This is a genomic window from Erwinia plantamica, from assembly GCF_043420595.1.
Taxonomy (GTDB): Bacteria; Pseudomonadota; Gammaproteobacteria; order Enterobacterales; family Enterobacteriaceae; genus Erwinia; species Erwinia aeris.
Genome location: NZ_JBGCUC010000009.1, coordinates 188,262 through 206,355 on the forward strand (window position 1 = coordinate 188,262; position 18,094 = coordinate 206,355).

An 18,094-nucleotide genomic window follows, 5' to 3' on the forward strand; every position below is an offset into this window, starting at 1 on the left:
TTATGTCCCGAAATACTGATACATCAGACGACGTGCAGGTCTGGGAAGGAAGCCGCCAGAAGTACAAGGAAGGATTCTTCACTCAGCTGCAAACCGAGGAGTTCGCCAACGGCATCAATGAGGATGTGGTGCGTGCGATCTCTGCTAAACGCAATGAGCCGGAGTGGATGCTTGATTTCCGCCTGAAAGCCTACGCGGCCTGGCTGGAGATGGAAGAGCCACACTGGCTGAAAGCTAACTATAAGTCACTGAACTATCAGGATTACAGCTACTATTCCGCACCGTCCTGCGGCAGCTGCGATGACAGCTGCGCCTCAGAGCCTGGCGCACAGCAGACTTCCGGCGCCGCGGCGCCGAACTACCTGACGGAAGAAGTGGAAAACGCCTTTAAACAGCTGGGCGTGCCGGTACGCGAAGGGCAGGAAGTGGCCGTAGACGCCATTTTCGACTCCGTGTCGGTGTCAACCACCTATCGCGGCAAGCTGGCGGAGCAGGGCATTATTTTCTGTTCCTTTGGCGAAGCGATCCACGATCACCCTGAGCTGGTAAAACAGTATCTGGGCACCGTGGTGCCGGCCAACGATAACTTCTTCGCGGCGCTGAACTCGGCGGTAGCGTCAGACGGCACCTTCGTTTACATCCCGAAAGGGGTACGCTGCCCAATGGAGCTGTCCACCTATTTCCGCATCAACGCGGCGAAAACCGGCCAGTTCGAGCGCACCATTCTGATTGCCGATGAAGGCAGCTACGTCAGCTATATCGAAGGCTGCTCCGCGCCGGTGCGCGACAGCTATCAGCTGCACGCGGCGGTGGTGGAAGTCATCATCCATAAAGATGCGGAAGTAAAATATTCTACCGTGCAGAACTGGTTCGCCGGCGGCGAAGCGGAAGGCGGCATCCTGAACTTCGTGACCAAGCGCGCGCTGTGCGAAGGCGAAAACAGCAAGATGTCCTGGACGCAGTCGGAAACCGGCTCGGCGATCACCTGGAAATATCCAAGCGTGATCCTGCGCGGCGATAACTCCGTGGGCGAGTTCTTCTCGGTGGCGCTGACCAGCGGACATCAGCAGGCCGATACCGGCACCAAGATGATCCATATCGGCAAAAACACCAAATCCACCATTATCTCCAAGGGGATTTCGGCGGGTAAAAGCCAGAACACCTATCGTGGCCTGGTAAAAATAATGCCGACGGCGACCAATGCCCGTAACTTTACGCAGTGCGACTCCATGCTGATTGGCGCAGAGTGCGGTGCGCACACCTTCCCATATGTGGAAGCGCGCAACAACACCGCGCAGCTGGAACACGAGGCGACGACCTCGCGCATTGGCGAAGATCAGCTGTTCTACTGCCTGCAGCGCGGCATCAGCGAAGACGATGCGATCTCCATGATCGTCAACGGCTTCTGCAAGGACGTTTTCTCCGAGCTGCCGCTGGAATTTGCGGTGGAAGCGCAAAAACTGCTGGCGATCAGCCTCGAACACAGCGTGGGCTGATCCCCGCTGCTTATTCATTTTGCGCAATGCCGAGAGGTATTGCCCAGGAAAGATTATGTTAAGCATTAAAGATTTACAGGTAAGTATCGAAGACAAAGAGATCCTGCGCGGCCTGAACCTTGAGGTGAAGCCGGGCGAAGTCCACGCGATTATGGGGCCGAACGGCTCAGGGAAAAGTACGCTTTCCGCGACGCTGGCGGGCCGCGAAGAGTATGAAATCACCGGCGGCTCCATTGAGTTCAAAGGCAAAGATCTGCTGGAGCTGTCGCCGGAAGATCGCGCGGGCGAAGGCATCTTTATGGCTTTCCAGTACCCTGTGGAAATCCCTGGCGTCAGCAACCAGTTTTTCCTGCAAACGGCAGTCAACGCCGTGCGTAAATATCGCGACCAGGAATCGCTGGATCGTTTCGACTTCCAGGACTTTATCGAAGACAAAATTCACCTGCTGAAAATGCCGGAAGATCTGCTGACCCGTTCAGTCAACGTCGGCTTCTCCGGCGGCGAGAAAAAACGCAACGACATTTTGCAAATGGCGGCGCTGGAGCCGGAGCTTTGCATCCTTGACGAAACCGACTCCGGTCTGGATATCGATGCGCTGAAAATCGTTTCAAACGGCGTGAACACGCTGCGTGACGGCAAGCGCGCTTTTATTATCGTCACGCACTACCAGCGTATCCTGGACTACATCAAGCCTGACTTTGTGCACGTGCTCTATCAGGGAAAAATCGTGAAATCAGGCGATTTCTCGCTGGTGAAACAACTGGAGGAGCAAGGCTATGGCTGGCTTACCGAACAGGAATAGTGAAAACGCCCTGCAGCAGTGGCATCACCTGTTCGAGACCCAGGGCGAGCAGCGTTCTTTGCAGGCTCAGCAGCACTGGCAGCAGGTGCTGCGTTTAGGACTGCCGACGCGCAAGCATGAGAACTGGAAATATACGCCGCTGGATGGCCTGCTGGCGCACAACTTCGTGCTGCCGACGGCCGCCGAGCTGAGCGCAGCGGACGTTGCCGCGCTGGCGCTGAATATCGACGCGATTAAACTGGTTTTCGTCGATGGCCGGTTCAACGCGCAGCTGAGCGACAGCAGCTGGGATCAGTTTGATATTCAGATTGCCGCAGGCCGCCGCGAGCTGAGCGCACCGATCCAGCCTGAAGTTTTCCTGCACCTGACGGAAAGCCTGGCGGAAGAGGTGACCACTATCCATCTGCCGCGCGGCAAATCGGCCGAACGTGCCGTTTACCTGCTGCATATCAGCAGCGGCAGCGCGCAGGACGAGATGAACACCTCGCATTATCGTCACCATCTGCAGCTGGACGACGGCGCAGAGGCGACGATTATCGAGCATTACGTCAGCCTGAATGAAAGCACGCACTTTACCGGCGCTCGCTTTACCGCGACCGTAGGCAATAATGCGCGACTGACGCACTACAAGCTGGCTTTCGAGCACGCAAGCAGCAACCATTTTGCGCATAACGATCTGCTGATCGAACGTGATGCGCGCGTGCAGAGCCACAGCTTCCTGCTGGGCAGCGGGCTGGCCCGTCACAATACCAGCACGCAGCTGAACGGCGAAGGCACCGAGCTGTCGATCAACAGCCTGATGCTGCCGGTAGAGAAAGAAGTGTGCGACAGCCGAACCTATCTGGAGCACAACAAAGGCTACTGCCAGAGCCGTCAGCTGCATAAAACCATCGTGCGTGACAAAGCCCGTGCGGTGTTCAACGGCAAGATCGAAGTGGCGAAGCACGCGCTGAAAACCGATGGCCAGATGACCAACAACAACCTGCTGTTGGGACGTCTGGCGGAAGTGGACACCAAGCCGCAGCTGGAAATCTATGCTGACGACGTGAAGTGCAGCCACGGCGCGACCATTGGCCGTATCGACGACGAACAGATGTTCTATCTGCGCGCTCGCGGCATCAGCGAAGAATCTGCTCAGCGCATGATTATCTACGCCTTTGCCGCCGAGCTTACCGAAGCCATCACGGACGAGGTACTCAAGGAGGCGGTGATGCAGCGTATCGCACAGCGCTTCCCCGGAGGCATCAAATGAGTTTTGACCTGACGCGCGTCAGGGCCGATTTTCCTGTTCTGGCGCGAGAAGTGAATGGCCAGCCGCTGGCCTACCTTGACAGCGCCGCCAGCGCGCAGAAACCGCAGGCGGTGATCGATGCGGAAAGCCATTTCTACGAGCACGGCTATGCGGCGGTGCATCGGGGTATTCACACCCTGAGCGCCGAAGCGACCACGGAGATGGAAGAGGTTCGCGCGCACGCCGCGCGTTTCCTTAACGCCGCTTCGCCAGAGGAAATCGTGTTTGTTAAGGGCACGACCGAGGGGATTAACCTCGTTGCCAGCAGCTGGGGCGGCAGCCAGCTGCAGCCCGGCGACAACATCATCATTACCGAGATGGAACACCACGCCAATATCGTGCCGTGGCAGATGGTGGCCGAGCGCACCGGCGCGGAAGTGCGCTTTATCCCTCTGACGGCCGACGGCGAGCTGGATTTGGCCGCGCTGCCAAATCTGATGGATAGCCGCACCCGTATGCTGGCCGTCACGCACGTTTCCAACGTGCTGGGCACCATTAATCCGGTCAAAGAACTGGTGGCGCAGGCGAAAGCCGCAGGCGTCGCTACGCTGATTGACGGCGCACAGGCCGTGATGCATGCAAAAGTCGACGTGCAGGATCTGGACTGCGACTTTTATCTGTTCTCCGGCCATAAAATATACGGGCCTTCCGGCATCGGCATCCTGTACGGGCGTAAAGCCATGCTGGATCAAATGCCGCCGTGGGAAGGGGGCGGATCGATGATCGCCACCGTCAGCCTGACCGCCGGCACCACCTACGCCGCCGCGCCGTGGCGCTTTGAGGCAGGCTCGCCGAATACCGGCGGCATCATGGGCCTTGGCGCGGCGCTGAAATGGGTGGAAGCGCTGGGGCTGGATAACATTGCGCAGCGCGAGCAGGCGCTGATGCGCTACGCGATGGACAAGCTGGCCTCCGTGCCGGATCTGGTCATTTACGGCCCGCAGTATCGCGCAGGCGTGATCGCCTTTAATCTGGGCAAGCATCACGCCTATGACGTGGGCAGCTTCCTGGATCGCTACGGTATCGCCATTCGTACCGGTCACCACTGCGCCATGCCGCTGATGCATCACTACGACGTCCCGGCGATGTGTCGTGCTTCCTTTGTTTTGTATAATAGCGAGGAAGAGGTCGACCGCCTGGCGGCAGGCCTGACACGTATACATATGCTGCTGGGCGGTTAAACCGCCCAGGCAAAGGAGAACTGCATGGCAACACTGCCCGATAAAGAGAGACTGGTTCGCAACTTTTCCCGCTGCGCCAACTGGGAAGAGAAGTATCTCTATGTGATTGAACTGGGCGCGAAACTGCCTGCGCTGCCGGACTCGCTGCACCAGCCGGAGAATACCATTTCCGGCTGCCAGAGCCAGGTCTGGATCGTGATGGAACTGGACGAGCAGGGCCGCGTGCTGCTGCAGGGCGACAGCGACGCCGCTATCGTTAAAGGGTTGATTGCCCTGGTGTTTGTGCTTTACCAGCAGATGACCCCGGCGGAAATTCTCGATTTTGACGTGCGGCCGTGGTTCAGCGAGCTGGCGCTTACCCAGCACCTGACGCCGTCGCGCTCGCAGGGTCTGGAAGCGATGATCCGTGCTATTCGCCAGAAAGCGCAGGACAGTATCAGCCGCTAAGTTGCTACACTTCTCGACAGGCTTCCCGTCATGATGACGGGAAGTGTTGTTTACCTGGCGAGAAATAAAAATGAAAACTCTACTCCTCTCTTCGTTATTTTTTTTCCTCTCTCTGGCGCGTGCGGCCGATTATCCGCTTCCCGCCGCCGACAGCCGTTTAATTGGCGAAAACCAGCTTTATACCGTGCCGGATGACGGGCGCTCGCTGGAAAGCATTGCCGCGCACTTTCAGACGGGCCTGTTAGGGATGCTGGAAGCCAACCCCGGCACCGATCCCTGGCTGCCGAAAGCGGGATCGAAACTGGTTATCCCTACGCAGATGCTGCTGCCCGATACCAAAAGGGAAGGGATCGTGGTCAACGTGGCCGAGCTACGGCTCTACTATTATCCAAAAGATGAAAATAAGGTGGTCGTTTACCCGATAGGCATTGGCCAGCTTGGCGCCAACACGCCTGCGATGGTGACGCGCATCAGTCAGAAGATCCCTAACCCCAGCTGGACGCCCACACCGAATATCCGCAAGCGCTACGCGGCGGAAGGCAAAACCTTGCCAACGACCATACCCGCCGGGCCGGATAACCCAATGGGGCTGTATGCGCTGCGCCTGGCTTACGGCAAAGGCCACTATCTGATCCACGGCACCAACGCGGATTTCGGCATTGGGATGCGGGTCAGCTCCGGCTGTATCCGCCTGCGGCCTGACGATATCGAAAACCTGTTTAACAGCGTGCCTGAAGGCACCCGCGTGCAGATTATCAATCAGCCCGTTAAGTACGCCACAGAGCCGGACGGCAAGCGCTATATCGAAGTCCATCAGCCGCTGTCCCACAGCGAGAAGGACGATCCACAAACGATGCCGATTGCGCTGACCGCGCAAACCAAAAAATTTGTAGGCAGCGCGCTGAGCGATAGTCAGGTTATTAAGGAAGCATTAAAAAGACGTGCGGGATTGCCGGTGCTGGTGAATAAGGGCGAAACGTCGGCGTCTGAGAGCGTCCCAGAAGCGCTTTAAGCGATTATCTTTGTGAAGCGAGGGCGGAAGTGGGCAGAAAGCCATAAAAGGGCTGGAACGCTTTCTGAAGCCTTCGCGCTTTCAGCGCTAACGCAAAGCGATGGCCAGAGCTGGGGGCAGGGCCCGTAACGCACTCTGCAGCCGCAAAGCGGGGCTGGAATGGGGGGCAGTTAAAAATGGGCGGGAACGTGTTCTGCAGCCGCGAAGCGAGGCTGGACGGGGAACAGTTATAAACGGCCCGGAACGCTTTCTGCAGCCGTGAAGGCGACAGGCAAAAAAAATGGCGCACAATGTGCGCCATTTTTAAACCAGAACTCTTACTTACGGTAAGAGTGAGCCTGGTTGTCCAGACGCTGGTTAGCGCGTGCTGCGTCGTCTTTAGCAGCCTGAACGTCAGAACGGATTGCGTTCACGTCGTTGCTCAGCTGGTCAACTTTAGCGTTCAGAGTCTGAACGTCGGTAGACAGCTGGTCGATTTTAGCGTTGCTTGAGCAACCGGCCAGCAGAGTAGAACCCAGGATTACCGCGCCCAGTACCAGTTTAGTACGATTCATTATTTATACCCTCTAGATTGAGTTAATCTCCATGTAGCGTTACAAGTATTACACAAAGTTTTTTCCAATGAGAATAAATTTTTGGTTAGAACGTGCTTAAATTTGATCGTTCGCTCAAAGAAGCACCGTCTTTACGAAAAAGCCCAAAAAATTTAGCGAAAACAGACGATTTCAATCGGACTTATCTCGCCTTACAGCGCAATTGAATAGTTAATCTCGATTGGAATTTTTAGAAAAACCTTTGAGCTAAGCTGTAAAAAAAGCGCCACTCAGGGCGCTTTTTCACTACAAGGCGTAATCTTTGATTACAGAACGTGCACAGACGCGGTATTCGTGGTTCCGCTTGGCACCAGTGCGCCAGAAACCATCACCACGACATCGCCTTTACGACCGTAGCCGCTGGCGATAGCCGCTTCTTTACCGATACGGTAAAAATCATCGGTAGAAGCGATTTCTTTTACCACGGACGCCACAATGCCTTTGCTCAGGATCAGCTGACGCGCGGTCTGTTCGTTGGTGGTTAACGCCAGGATAGTCGCGTTCGGGAAATATTTGCGTACGGACTTGGCTGACTTACCGCCTTCGGTTGCCACCACAATCAGCGGCGCTTCCAGCTTCTCGGCAGTTTCTACTGCGCCACGGCACACGGCTTCCGTGATGCGCATTTTGCGGCTGTCATGCTGAGAGTCGATACGGCTTTTCATCACGCGATCGGTACGTTCGCAGATGGTAGCCATAATGGTGACGGATTCCAGCGGGTATTTACCCTTGGCGCTTTCGCCAGAGAGCATAACCGCATCGGTGCCGTCCAGGATGGCGTTAGCCACGTCGCCCGCTTCTGCACGGGTAGGGCGTGGGTTTTTGATCATCGAGTCCAGCATCTGCGTAGCGGTAATTACCACTTTGCGTGCGCGGTTACATTTCTTGATCATCATCTTCTGCGCGAAAATCACCTCTTCAACCGGGATTTCCACACCCAGGTCGCCGCGCGCCACCATGATGCCGTCGGAAGCGTCCAGGATCTCATCAAAATTGTTCAGGCCTTCCTGATTTTCAATTTTAGAGATGATCTGAATATGCTCGCCGCCGTTCTGCTTCAGGTGCTCGCGAATTTCCAGCACGTCAGAACGCTTGCGGATAAAGGAGGCGGCAACAAAATCCACGCCCTGTTCGCAACCAAAAATCAGGTCACGCTTGTCTTTTTCGGCCAGCGCTGGCAGCTGGATAGAAACGCCAGGCAGGTTAACGCCTTTGTTTTCGCCCAGATCGCCGTTGTTCAGTACCTTACAAACCACGTGGTTTTCGGTCACTTCGGTGACTTCCATGCCGATCAGGCCATCGTCCACCAGGACGGTGTTGCCGATAGAGAGATCGGAAGTGAAGCCAGAATAGGTCACCGCCACGCGCTCGCTGTTGCCGATAACGGACTGGTCGGTGGTGAAGGTAAAGGTCTGACCGGCTTTCAACGACACGTCCGCGCCGCCTTCCAGCTTCATGGTACGAATTTCTGGCCCTTTGGTGTCCAGCAGAATAGCGGCCTGCTTGCCGGTTTTGCTCATCACCGCGCGCAGGTTAGCGATACGCTTACCGTGCTCATCGTAATCGCCGTGAGAGAAATTCAGACGCATAACGTTCATGCCCGCGTCCAGCAGGTTGGTCAACATTTCTTCCGATTCGGTTTTTGGACCGATAGTACAAACAATCTTGGTCTTTTTCATGACGAGTCATCTGTTAAGTTGTGATGGATGAAATAAAGCGTAATCCCGGTGATTGGGGGTGCGACCGCCCGAGCGGCGAACTGCGATACAGCTTAAGGATAGGTGACAGAAAAAAAGCGTGCAGAGGAAGTTTAAACGCGGTTTTGGCGCAGGCGCAAAGATCGGTTGCGCAACCAGCTATCGTTTTTGCTAAAGGGCCAACCATACGCTGAAACCATTCAAGTGAAACAACGTTTCGTATTATAGCTACTCAGCCCATTGAAAACCAATTAAAAAGTAGGCCGGAACGGGGGAAAGCTTGCACCAGATCAGATTGTTGCGCAAAAAAAGGCGGTGGCCGGGCGCAGAAAGAGCCATTCGGGCGCGAGAAAGGGCAGCGCGGTGAAGCAAAGCGTTACGGGAAAAAGCAGCAGACCGAAGCGAAAGATTATGGGAGATAAATAGCGCGTTGAAACAAGTGATTACACAAAACAGCGGCGTGGAAAGACGTGACGGGAGAAAGCAGAAGATGGTGCGTTCTAGAGGACTCGAACCTCCGACCCCCACCATGTCAAGGTGGTGCTCTAACCAACTGAGCTAAGAACGCAAGATGGTGCGTCCGAGTGGACTCGAACCACCGACCCCCACCATGTCAAGGTGGTGCTCTAACCAACTGAGCTACGGACGCACTGTGGTGCGTTCTAGAGGACTCGAACCTCCGACCCCCACCATGTCAAGGTGGTGCTCTAACCAACTGAGCTAAGAACGCATCATGCTGTCTGAGTGACAGCGGGGACGAATATTAACGACAGCCCTGGCGGCTTGCAAGCAGAAATCGCTATTTTCGGTGCGACTGCTGCGCAACTGTGCGAAGCGCAGCATTTTTAAACATCCGGTTTAAATGAAGATGTTAGCGGGCCGCGCGTGCCAGCAGCTGCGCTTCAGGCTGCCGCTGCAACCGCAGAATACGCCAGACCATCATAATCGCGCTGGAGGTCAGGCCAATAATAAAGCCTGTCCAGAAGCCCGCCGGGCCCATCGGCGCCACCACCCAGTCCGTTAATGCCAGAATGTAACCGCTGGGCAGGCCCAGCACCCAGTAAGCGATAAAAGTGATAAAAAAGATGGCGCGCGTATCTTTATAGCCGCGCAGAATGCCGCTGCCGATAACCTGAATCGAATCGGAAAACTGATAAATTGCGGCCAGCAGCATCAGCTGAGCCGCCAGCGCCACCACGGCCGGATTCTGATTATAAAGCAGCGCGATTTGCTCGCGAAACACCACCGTGAACAGCGCCGTCAGCAGCGACAGCGACATGCCCACGCCCTGCGCCGTCCATGCCGCTACGCGAGCGCCTTCGGTCGAGCCCTGACCAAGCCGGAAACCCACGCGGATAGTGGTGGCTGCGCCAAGAGAAAGCGGCAGTACAAACATCAGCGAGCTAAAGTTCAGCGCTATCTGGTGACCCGCCACCTCGACGATGCCCATCGGCGACACCAGCAGCGCGACGACGGCGAACAGCGTCACCTCAAAGAACAGCGCCAGCGCGACGGGAAGGCCGAGTTTAAAGAGGCGGGAAAGCGCTTTCGCATCGGGCGGACTGAACCGATCCGCCAGGCGGATATCGCGCATGGAAGAGGCGCGCGAAACCCATATTTTCATCGCGATAAACATTACCCAGTACACGGACGCCGTCGCCACGCCGCAGCCGACGCCGCCAAGCGCGGGCATCCCGAAATGGCCGTAGATAAAAATATAGTTAACCGGAATATTCACCAGCAGCCCGAGAAAACCCATCACCATGCCCGGCTTGGTTTTGGCGAGGCCTTCGCACTGGTTGCGCGCGGTCTGGAAAAAAAGATAACCCGGGGCTCCCCACAGCAGCGCATGAAGATAGCCTACGGCTTTATCCGCCATCACGGGATCGATATTTTGCATAGAACGGATAACATAGCCGGCGTTATACAGCACAACCATAACCAGCAGGGAAGCGAAGGCGGCCAGCCAGTACCCCTGACGAACCTGGAAAGCGATACGATCGCGGCGGCCCGAGCCGTTGTACTGCGCCACAACCGGCGTGAGCGAAAGCAGCAAACCGTGGCCGAACAGAATGGCGGGCAGCCAGATAGATGTGCCGACCGCAACGGCAGCCATATCCGTTGCGCTGACGTCGCCGGCCATCACCGTATCCACAAAGCCCATAGCGGTTTGCGCAACCTGCGCAAAAATTACCGGAATTGCCAGCGCCAGCAATTGACGCGCCTCGGTCAGATACTTCTGCACATATACACCTGTTTTTTAACTGAAGGGAGAAAGACTATTTGGTATAGTTTTAAGATCAGACAAGAATAGCGAAAAATCCACCGAGGTCATAATTATGTTTACCGGTATTGTGCAGGGCACCGCAGAGGTGTTGGCAATTGAAGAGAAACCGAATTTTCGCACGCATATTGTCCGCCTGCCGGACGAGCTGCTGCCGGGACTGGAGCTGGGCGCTTCCGTATCTCACAATGGCTGTTGCCTGACGGTGACCGGGGTTGACGGCAACCGCGTCAGTTTTGACCTGGTAAAAGAGACGCTGCGTATTACCAACCTGGGGGATTTAAAGCCCGGCGATATTGTTAACGTAGAGCGCGCGGCGAAATTCAGCGATGAAATCGGCGGCCATTTAATGTCCGGTCATATTATGACTACCGCCGAAATCTGCAAAATCCTGACGTCTGAAAATAACCGCGAAATATGGTTTAAGCCGCAGGACAGCGAGCAGATGAAATATATTCTGCACAAAGGCTTTATTGGGATTGACGGCATCAGCCTGACGGTTGGCGAAGTCACCAAAAGCAAATTCTGCGTGCATCTGATCCCGGAAACGCTGGCAAGAACCACGCTGGGCGGCAAGCGGCTGGGCGACAGAGTGAATATTGAAATCGATCCGCATACCCAGGCGATTGTGGAAACCGTTGAGCGCGTGCTGGCGCAGCGTGAAGCGGCGCTGCTGGCGGCGGCCGCTGCGGAAATTCAGCCGGAAGAGTAATAAACAAGGTCAGCTTAGTGGCCGACCTTGTCCGCTAGTGCGGCACCCGCAATCCGCCCTCTTTACCGTGGGTAAAGACCACCTGCCAGAGCTGAATATCCCGCGCGCGGAAAGCGCCCGCACAGGCGTTAAGGTAGTAGCTGAACATGCGCTTAAAGCGTTCGCCATATTTATCCGCCAGCTGCGGCCACGCGGCTAAAAAGCGCTGGTGCCAGGCCATCAGCGTCAGATCGTAATCCGCCCCAAAGTTGTGCCAGTCTTCCATTACAAAATGCGGTTCGTGCGCCTCGGCAATATGGCGTACGGAGGGCAGGCAGCCGTTAGGGAAAATATATTTATCGATCCACGGATCGACATTATCGTCCGTTTTGTTCGCACCAATGGTATGCAGCAAAAAGATGCCGTCCGGCTTCAGATTGCGATCGACCACGTTAAAATAAGTGGCGTAATTTTTTGGCCCGACGTGCTCAAACATACCAACGGAAACGATGCGGTCAAACTGCTGATCGAGGTCACGGTAATCCTGTAGCAGGATGGTGACGTCCAGCCCTTCACCACGTTGCTGCGCCAGCTTCTGCTGCTCGGCGGAGATCGTCACGCCAGTCACCTTGACGTTGTAATGCCGCGCCGCATAAGCCGCCAGCCCGCCCCAGCCGCAGCCGATATCAAGCAGCGACATACCGGGTTCCAGCTGAAGTTTCTCGCAGATCATTTTTAATTTAGCCTGCTGCGCCTGCTCCAGCGTTTCCGCCTCTTTCCAGTAGCCGCAGGAGTATTGCATGTAGGGGTCAAGCATCAGCGTAAAAAGGTCATTACCAAGGTCATAATGCTCTTTGCCGACAATCCAGGCGCGCTTGCGGGATTGCAGATTAGTGAGGCGCGCGGCGGCGATGCGCAGCGTATCTTTAAAATGGCGAGGAAGCTGCTGATCCAGCTTAGCCAGCAGCACGCGGTGAAAAAACATATCCAGCTGCTCGCACTCCCACCAGCCGTCCATATAGCTTTCGCCCAGGCCCAGCGACCCTTCCTGCATCACGCGTTTAAAAAAATCGGGATGGGTCACCTGAATATCCCAGGGACGGGTGCCGTTAATTTCGATATCCGCGTTGCGTAACATTTCCTGGGCGATTCGATACCACTGATTTTCTTCCAGGCTCACTTCTTCTATACACGATGAACTCATAGCTTCTCCATCACCCTTCGTGATTGAAACCTGAGAAAAAGAATCATCAATTTCCACAGGGTTTGAGAAAACGCACGCTTAGCCGTGCGCCTGATATCCGGCGTTACAGAGGATTGAACTGAAACCTACAGAATGAGGGTGACGCCTGCCACAAAAGAGAACACCCGGACAACCCTGTCAGGAATCAAAAAAATGATACAAAGTTGTTATGAATTATTGCCTGAAATTGAGTATATGCTCACCTCAGGCAATATTCAACGCCTTATCGTTAGGACGCTAACTAAATAGATTCAGCCAGTTAACGACGGCTCTGAGCGTGGGTCAGGGGAGCGTTGGCTAACGTCGTCCTTTGTAAAATATAGCCAATAATTGTCAAAAACACAGTACTGAGCATGACCAGCGACGTGGTGGCGAGCGGGTTAGCAATAAAACCGGAAACAATCATGCTGGCGACGAAGCAGAGACCAAGCTGCAGCGTGTTTTGCAGCGCGGCTGCTTTACCGCTGGCCTGCGGAAAAGGCAGCAGCGCATTCGCCACCACAATCGGATAGATAGCGCCGTTGGCCAGCGCCATACCGCAAAACGGCAGCAGCAGCGCCCAGGTCGAAGGCGTTTCCACCTGTGCGGCGATGAAAAACGCGCCCACGCTGAGGGCATACAGCGTCAGCAGCCAGGGCAGCAGCGAAGCGCCTTCGGTCTGCTTCAGCAGTGCCCGACAGCCGTAGCCGCCGGCGAGAAAGGCCAGCGTCTGCGGCACGTAGCTAAGGCCGATATCGCCCGGCGACATGCCCAGTTCGGCCAGAATAAATGGCGAACCGGTCAGCCAGGCGAAAAAGCTGGCGGAGCAGGCGGCGTAAATCAGCACGTTGCCGCTCCAGATCGGCGACTTCAGCAGCGTGAAGAAACCCACTTTCGCCTCTTCCTTATGCTCTTTTGGAGCAGGCGTCGACAGAAAAAGCGTGGCGACCAGCAGGATCAGGGCCAGCAGCAGCAGCGCCAGGAAAATCGACCGCCAGGCAAAGTGGTTCAGCAGCCAGGCACCCAGCAGCGGGGCCAACGCCGGCGACAGCGCCACCAGCGGCATAATAGTGGCAAACACGCGGTTGGCCTGCGCGCCGGAATAGCGATCGATCACCAGCGCCTGCCAGCTGACGGCGGCGGCGCAAATGCCTACCGCCTGTAAAAAGCGCAGCGTCAGCAGCATGGTGGTGGATTCCGCCCACCACATTGCGCCGCAGCTGACGGCAAACAGCCCCAGCCCCATCAACAGCACCGGCTTGCGGCCAATGCGGTCGGAAAGCGGCCCCCAGAACAGCTGCGCGCTGGCAAACCCGGCCAGGAACAGACTGAGGCTGGCGCTGATGACGCCCGCTTCGGTTTGCAAATCCTGCTGCATCGCCGTAAAGGCGGGCAGATACATATCGGTGGCAAGAAAACCCGCAACGCTGAGCAGCGCGAGGTAAAGTAAAAATCCTTTCGACGGCATGAGATTTTGCTCTTTTTTATCAGGTGAATAGCGGACGGCAGTGTAAAAGAGTGCGATAGCGGTTGTGAAACGGTAATATTTGCGTCTTGCGTTCAAAAATTTTGCAGGAAGAATATGTGGTCAGAACACTCGCTTGAGGTGATTGATGCGGTCGCCCGAACCGGCAGCTTTACCGCCGCAGCGGCGGAGCTGCATCGCGTTCCGTCCGCCATCAGCTATACCGTGCGCCAGCTGGAAGAGTGGCTGGCGGTGCCGCTGTTCGAGCGGCGTCACCGGGACGTGGTCTTAACGGCGGCGGGCGAGGTCTTTATCCAGGAAGGGCGGAGTGTTATCAAAAAAATGCTTGCCACGCGACGCCAGTGTCAGCAGGTCGCCAACGGCTGGCGCGGCCAGCTGAATATTGCCGTCGATCGCATTGTTAAAACCGCGCGTACGCGCCAGCTGGTGGTGGATTTTTACCGACATTTTCCCGATATGGAACTGCATCTTTCGCCGGAAGTATTCAACGGCGTATGGGATGCACTGGCCGACGGCCGGGTCGACGTGGCGATAGGCGCGACGCAGGCTATTCCGGTCGGCGGACGCTTCGCTTTTCGCAATATGGGAATGCTCAACTGGCGCTGCGTGGTGAAGGCGGATCATCCGCTTGCGCAACACCGGGAGAAGGTTAGCGAGGAGGCGATCCGGGAGTGGCCTTCGCTGGTGCTGGAAGATACCTCGCGCGCGCTGCCGAAAAGAACCACCTGGACGCTGGATAATCAGCGACGGCTGGTCGCGCCGGACTGGGAGAGCGCGTTTGATTGCCTGCTGGCCGGGCTGTGTGTCGGCATGGTGCCGGGGCATCTTGCGCAACCGCTGCTGCAAAACGGCTCGCTGTGCGAACTGAGGCTGGATCCGCCTTTTCCGGATAGCCCCTGCTGCGTCAGCTGGTCGGAACAGCAGGCGTCGCCAGCGCTGCGCTGGCTGCTGGATTATTTAGGCGAAACGGAAACGCTGAACAGCGAATGGCTGCGGGAGGCGTAAAAGACGGGCGGCAGATGGCCGCCCGTGCGCTTAGCGACGGTAGTCGAGGAAAGGGCCGTCCGCTACGGAGCGACGTTCAATCAGCGTCGGATGCACTTCAATCGTCTGCGGCTCTTCGCGTTTGCTGGTAATACGATCGAGCAGCATATTGAAGGCCGTTGCGCCCAGACGCTCTTTCGGCTGGTGGACGGTAGTCAGCGCGGGGGTAAAGTAGCGCGAGTTGCGCACGTTATCATACCCGATCACCGAAATATCCTGCGGTACGCGCAGGCCCATCTCGTCTGCGGCGCAAATCGCGCCCATTGCCATTACATCGCCGCCGCAGAATACCGCGGTAGGACGCTGTTTTTGCGCCAGCAGCTGCTGCATAGCGCGATAGCCCGATTCCGGCTCAAAATCGCCCTGAACCAGCCACTCTTCGCGCAGCGTAATCCCCGCTTCGTTCAGCGCCTTGAGGAAGCCGGCATGACGACCGCCGCCGGTATTGCGCTCCATATGGCCCGGGATCACGCCGATATCGCGGTGGCCGCGATCGATCAGATAGCGGCCTGCCAGATAACCGCCTTCAAAAGCGTTATCGAGAATAGTGTCGGTAAAATCGCCGCGCGACTCGCCCCAGTCCATGACGACCATCGGGATGTTGCGGTGATCTTCCAGCATCTTAATCAGCTCATCCGGGTACTCGGCGCACATAACCAGCAGGCCATCGACGCGTTTTTGCGCCATCATCGACAGATAGGCCTGCTGCTTTTCCAGTTCGTTATGCGCGTTGCCCAAAATCAGCGTATAGCCTTTGGCAAAACAGCTGTGTTCGACCGCCTCAATAATTTCGGCGAAATAGGGCGCCTCGCTGGAGGTCGCCAGCAGGCCAATGGTTTTGGTGTTATTGACCTTCAGGCTGCGGGCCACGGCGCTGGGCGAATAGTGCAGCGCTTTGATCGCTGCCCAGACGGCTTCCCGCGTGTCTTCAGCGACAAAGCGGGTTTTATTAATGACGTGGGACACCGTGGTGGTTGAGACACCGGCGCGTTTGGCCACATCTTTTATGGTTGCCATGGAAAAAGACTCCTGCGCTGTTCAATAAGTCACTGAAAAGCGGTTTGTTAAACGATTGCCTGGAATGATGATAATCCTGATATAAGTTGCGCATAATTTGTTGCGGAATGGTTATACCAGGAGGGAGTTCAGGGTGGCGAAACAGACTTGAGCAGAGCGTCATGTCGGCTAAATGCCTGTTGCGCAACAAACCGTGGATTCTAACAAGAGCAGGCGCAGAACACGAGGGTTTTAGGGCAACAGGCGAAAATTTTGCGCAAATAAGAGTAAACCGGCCCGGATCGTTTGCGCGATCCGGGCCTCCAGCCTGCTGAGTGGGCTAGCGGATAGTTTTCGGCGTCATGACGCGGCGAGCGCCGACGTAGTGCTGCTCCCAGTAATCTTCGCTGAGCATACTCACCTGGATATCCTTGCCGGTACGCGGCGACTGGATAAACTTGCCGTTGCCCAGGTAAACGCCAACGTGATCCGCCGAGGCGCGGCCGTTGATGCTGAAAAATACCAGATCGCCTTTTTCCAGCTCGTTGCGCTTGATCGAAGCCGCATCCCGCAGATGGTACATTTCGTTAGCGGTGCGAGGGATCTTAAACTTCACCAGATCTTTATAGGCATACCAGACCAGACCGCTACAGTCGAAACCGGTCTTGGGCGAGGTGCCGCCCCAGAGATAGGGCTTGCCCAGCTGGTTCATCAGCTTGCTCATCGCCGTTTCGCGGGCTTTCTGATAGCGGGCGCGATGCGCTTTGCTGAGCTTAAGCGGGGCTGAGGCCGAGCCGCTGGTTAAGGCTTCCGTCTCTTCGTTGCGCAAGCGATGACGACCATAGCGTTTCTTGGGCGGCAGCGCAGCGGCGACGGTCTGCGTTTTTTTGCGCAGCTTAAACTTTTTAGCAAGGGGCGAACGGCTTTTGGTTGGGCTGGCTTCTTTTACTTTACGTGTAGAGGTTTTCACCGGGCGGCGCTTGCGGCGATCGTCTTCACGAGCAGGCGTGGCGCTGTCTGCTTTGTGGTGGTCCGCTTTAACGGCAGCGTGTGGCGATGCGTGCGCCACAGACATAAACAGCTGGGCAAAGGCCAGCATCAGCAACGTGATGAGTAAACGCATCTTTACCATTAACAGTTTGTGCTCCCGCCAGTGGCAAGAGCATGGCTAAATAAGGAGATCTGCGCCTGGGCAGTCAGTCAGGACGATTCTAATCGAACTCTTTACTAAAAAGTAAGGCCTTTTTTGTTTCAATCGTCGCAAAGCGGTAAAAGCTGTAAAATTTAGCCTGTTCAAACATTTATCTGCGCAAATTTGCCGCTGATATTTACAGTTAACGCAGCGCCGCCGGACCGAAAATGGTATTTTAACATTTTGTTTTCCGACCGTAGCGTCAGTGGGCGACTGAAAATGACATTTTCATCACGCTCGCAGACTCGCTACACTATACAGACACGAAGTAGCCGATTGAGGAAGGCATTTATGAGCACCATTGAGAAGATTGAGCGCCAGATCGCAGAAAACCCGATTCTGCTGTATATGAAAGGTTCCCCAAAACTGCCAAGCTGCGGCTTTTCCGCGCAGGCCGTACAGGCGCTGTCCGCCTGCGGCGAGCGTTTCGCCTATGTCGATATCCTGCAGAATCCGGAAATTCGTGCTGAGCTGCCTAAATACGCCAACTGGCCGACTTTTCCACAGCTGTGGGTAGACGGCGAGCTGGTCGGCGGCTGCGACATCATTATTCAGATGTTTCAGGCGGGCGAACTGCAGCAGCTGATCAAAGAGACGGCGCAGAAATATCCTTCTGACGCGGCAGAATAAAACGTTGCGCTAAGCGAAGAGACTATCGGA

Annotated in this window: 16 protein-coding genes and 3 tRNA genes; 9 read left to right on the top strand and 10 right to left on the bottom strand. The window is 56.0% G+C overall.

The annotated features are described in order from the left end of the window. Positions 1-2: 2 nt before the first annotated feature. The 6 genes from sufB (at position 3) to AB3U87_RS12200 (ending at position 6,229) form a co-directional block, all read left to right on the top strand. Positions 3-1,496, top strand: coding sequence for a Fe-S cluster assembly protein SufB (gene sufB / locus AB3U87_RS12175; RefSeq protein WP_125289774.1), 1,494 nt, complete (start codon positions 3-5; stop codon positions 1,494-1,496). Between the two features lie 55 nt (positions 1,497-1,551). Further along, complete coding sequence (sufC, locus tag AB3U87_RS12180; protein ID WP_125289775.1) at positions 1,552-2,298, top strand: Fe-S cluster assembly ATPase SufC; 747 nt, start codon at positions 1,552-1,554, stop codon at positions 2,296-2,298. Further along, positions 2,273-3,550 carry a Fe-S cluster assembly protein SufD gene (sufD, locus tag AB3U87_RS12185; RefSeq protein ID WP_253454449.1) on the top strand — a complete coding sequence of 426 codons (1,278 nt, stop codon included), beginning with the start codon at positions 2,273-2,275 and terminating at the stop codon, positions 3,548-3,550. Before sufC ends, sufD begins: the two co-directional genes overlap by 26 nt. Beyond that, positions 3,547-4,770 (top strand): cysteine desulfurase SufS, encoded by a 1,224-nt coding sequence (gene sufS / locus AB3U87_RS12190; protein ID WP_301729662.1) that lies wholly within the window; start codon positions 3,547-3,549, stop codon positions 4,768-4,770. The genes sufD and sufS overlap by 4 nt, the downstream gene beginning before the upstream one ends. A 24-nt stretch (positions 4,771-4,794) precedes the next feature. Continuing rightward, entirely contained in the window at positions 4,795-5,217 is a 423-nt protein-coding gene (sufE, locus tag AB3U87_RS12195) for a cysteine desulfuration protein SufE (protein WP_253454447.1), read from the top strand. A gap of 70 nt (positions 5,218-5,287) precedes the next feature. After that, a complete protein-coding gene (locus AB3U87_RS12200) occupies positions 5,288-6,229 on the top strand; it encodes a L,D-transpeptidase family protein (RefSeq protein WP_301729661.1) in 942 nt (313 codons plus the stop codon). Between the two features lie 317 nt (positions 6,230-6,546). Here AB3U87_RS12200 and AB3U87_RS12205 read toward each other — a convergent pair whose 3' ends face one another. From AB3U87_RS12205 to AB3U87_RS12230, 6 genes are all read right to left on the bottom strand, one after another. Then, positions 6,547-6,783: a major outer membrane lipoprotein gene (locus AB3U87_RS12205; protein WP_016169824.1), complete on the bottom strand. Its 237-nt coding sequence runs from the start codon at positions 6,781-6,783 to the stop codon at positions 6,547-6,549. 305 nt (positions 6,784-7,088) lie between these two features. Beyond that, positions 7,089-8,501 carry a pyruvate kinase PykF gene (gene pykF, locus AB3U87_RS12210; RefSeq protein WP_125289780.1) on the bottom strand — a complete coding sequence of 471 codons (1,413 nt, stop codon included), beginning with the start codon at positions 8,499-8,501 and terminating at the stop codon, positions 7,089-7,091. Positions 8,502-9,010: 509 nt separating this feature from the next. Continuing rightward, positions 9,011-9,087: transfer RNA gene (locus tag AB3U87_RS12215), tRNA-Val, on the bottom strand. 4 nt (positions 9,088-9,091) lie between these two features. Beyond that, positions 9,092-9,168, bottom strand: a tRNA-Val gene (locus AB3U87_RS12220). Between the two features lie 4 nt (positions 9,169-9,172). Further along, positions 9,173-9,249: transfer RNA gene (locus tag AB3U87_RS12225), tRNA-Val, on the bottom strand. Between the two features lie 141 nt (positions 9,250-9,390). Beyond that, positions 9,391-10,764: an MATE family efflux transporter gene (locus tag AB3U87_RS12230; RefSeq protein WP_253454445.1), complete on the bottom strand. Its 1,374-nt coding sequence runs from the start codon at positions 10,762-10,764 to the stop codon at positions 9,391-9,393. A gap of 94 nt (positions 10,765-10,858) precedes the next feature. On the opposite strand from AB3U87_RS12230, the gene AB3U87_RS12235 reads away from it, so the two are divergent. After that, positions 10,859-11,515 (top strand): riboflavin synthase subunit alpha, encoded by a 657-nt coding sequence (locus AB3U87_RS12235; RefSeq protein WP_301253218.1) that lies wholly within the window; start codon positions 10,859-10,861, stop codon positions 11,513-11,515. Positions 11,516-11,549: 34 nt separating this feature from the next. Here the strand turns inward: AB3U87_RS12235 and cfa are convergent, their stop codons facing one another. Further along, complete coding sequence (cfa, locus tag AB3U87_RS12240; RefSeq protein ID WP_301253219.1) at positions 11,550-12,698, bottom strand: cyclopropane fatty acyl phospholipid synthase; 1,149 nt, start codon at positions 12,696-12,698, stop codon at positions 11,550-11,552. A 298-nt stretch (positions 12,699-12,996) separates the two neighbouring features. Continuing rightward, complete coding sequence (gene punC, locus AB3U87_RS12245; protein ID WP_253454442.1) at positions 12,997-14,184, bottom strand: purine nucleoside transporter PunC; 1,188 nt, start codon at positions 14,182-14,184, stop codon at positions 12,997-12,999. Positions 14,185-14,298: 114 nt separating this feature from the next. Here punC and punR point away from each other — a divergent pair, with 114 nt between their 5' ends. Continuing rightward, complete coding sequence (gene punR, locus AB3U87_RS12250; RefSeq protein WP_253454441.1) at positions 14,299-15,207, top strand: DNA-binding transcriptional activator PunR; 909 nt, start codon at positions 14,299-14,301, stop codon at positions 15,205-15,207. A 30-nt stretch (positions 15,208-15,237) separates the two neighbouring features. On the opposite strand, the gene purR is transcribed toward punR, so the two are convergent. Next, positions 15,238-16,263, bottom strand: a complete 1,026-nt coding sequence (purR, locus tag AB3U87_RS12255; RefSeq protein ID WP_253454440.1) for an HTH-type transcriptional repressor PurR — start codon at positions 16,261-16,263, stop codon at positions 15,238-15,240. Between the two features lie 319 nt (positions 16,264-16,582). Next, complete coding sequence (locus AB3U87_RS12260; protein WP_301253223.1) at positions 16,583-17,365, bottom strand: C40 family peptidase; 783 nt, start codon at positions 17,363-17,365, stop codon at positions 16,583-16,585. 360 nt (positions 17,366-17,725) lie between these two features. On the opposite strand from AB3U87_RS12260, the gene AB3U87_RS12265 reads away from it, so the two are divergent. Further along, the gene (locus AB3U87_RS12265) at positions 17,726-18,064 is read left to right on the top strand and encodes a Grx4 family monothiol glutaredoxin (RefSeq protein ID WP_125289787.1); all 339 of its coding nucleotides are present in this window, start codon (positions 17,726-17,728) and stop codon (positions 18,062-18,064) included. Positions 18,065-18,094: the final 30 nt, after the last annotated feature.

Coding starts and splice junctions, on each gene's coding strand:
- AB3U87_RS12265 (WP_125289787.1), top strand. CDS start 17,726: ATGAGCACCATTGAGAAGATTGAGCGCCAGATCGCAGAAAACCCGATT.
- cfa (WP_301253219.1), bottom strand. CDS start 12,698: ATGAGTTCATCGTGTATAGAAGAAGTGAGCCTGGAAGAAAATCAGTGG.
- AB3U87_RS12260 (WP_301253223.1), bottom strand. CDS start 17,365: ATGCGTTTACTCATCACGTTGCTGATGCTGGCCTTTGCCCAGCTGTTT.
- sufC (WP_125289775.1), top strand. CDS start 1,552: ATGTTAAGCATTAAAGATTTACAGGTAAGTATCGAAGACAAAGAGATC.
- punR (WP_253454441.1), top strand. CDS start 14,299: ATGTGGTCAGAACACTCGCTTGAGGTGATTGATGCGGTCGCCCGAACC.
- sufD (WP_253454449.1), top strand. CDS start 2,273: ATGGCTGGCTTACCGAACAGGAATAGTGAAAACGCCCTGCAGCAGTGG.
- punC (WP_253454442.1), bottom strand. CDS start 14,184: ATGCCGTCGAAAGGATTTTTACTTTACCTCGCGCTGCTCAGCGTTGCG.
- AB3U87_RS12235 (WP_301253218.1), top strand. CDS start 10,859: ATGTTTACCGGTATTGTGCAGGGCACCGCAGAGGTGTTGGCAATTGAA.
- AB3U87_RS12200 (WP_301729661.1), top strand. CDS start 5,288: ATGAAAACTCTACTCCTCTCTTCGTTATTTTTTTTCCTCTCTCTGGCG.
- AB3U87_RS12205 (WP_016169824.1), bottom strand. CDS start 6,783: ATGAATCGTACTAAACTGGTACTGGGCGCGGTAATCCTGGGTTCTACT.
- sufE (WP_253454447.1), top strand. CDS start 4,795: ATGGCAACACTGCCCGATAAAGAGAGACTGGTTCGCAACTTTTCCCGC.
- sufS (WP_301729662.1), top strand. CDS start 3,547: ATGAGTTTTGACCTGACGCGCGTCAGGGCCGATTTTCCTGTTCTGGCG.
- pykF (WP_125289780.1), bottom strand. CDS start 8,501: ATGAAAAAGACCAAGATTGTTTGTACTATCGGTCCAAAAACCGAATCG.
- sufB (WP_125289774.1), top strand. CDS start 3: ATGTCCCGAAATACTGATACATCAGACGACGTGCAGGTCTGGGAAGGA.
- purR (WP_253454440.1), bottom strand. CDS start 16,263: ATGGCAACCATAAAAGATGTGGCCAAACGCGCCGGTGTCTCAACCACC.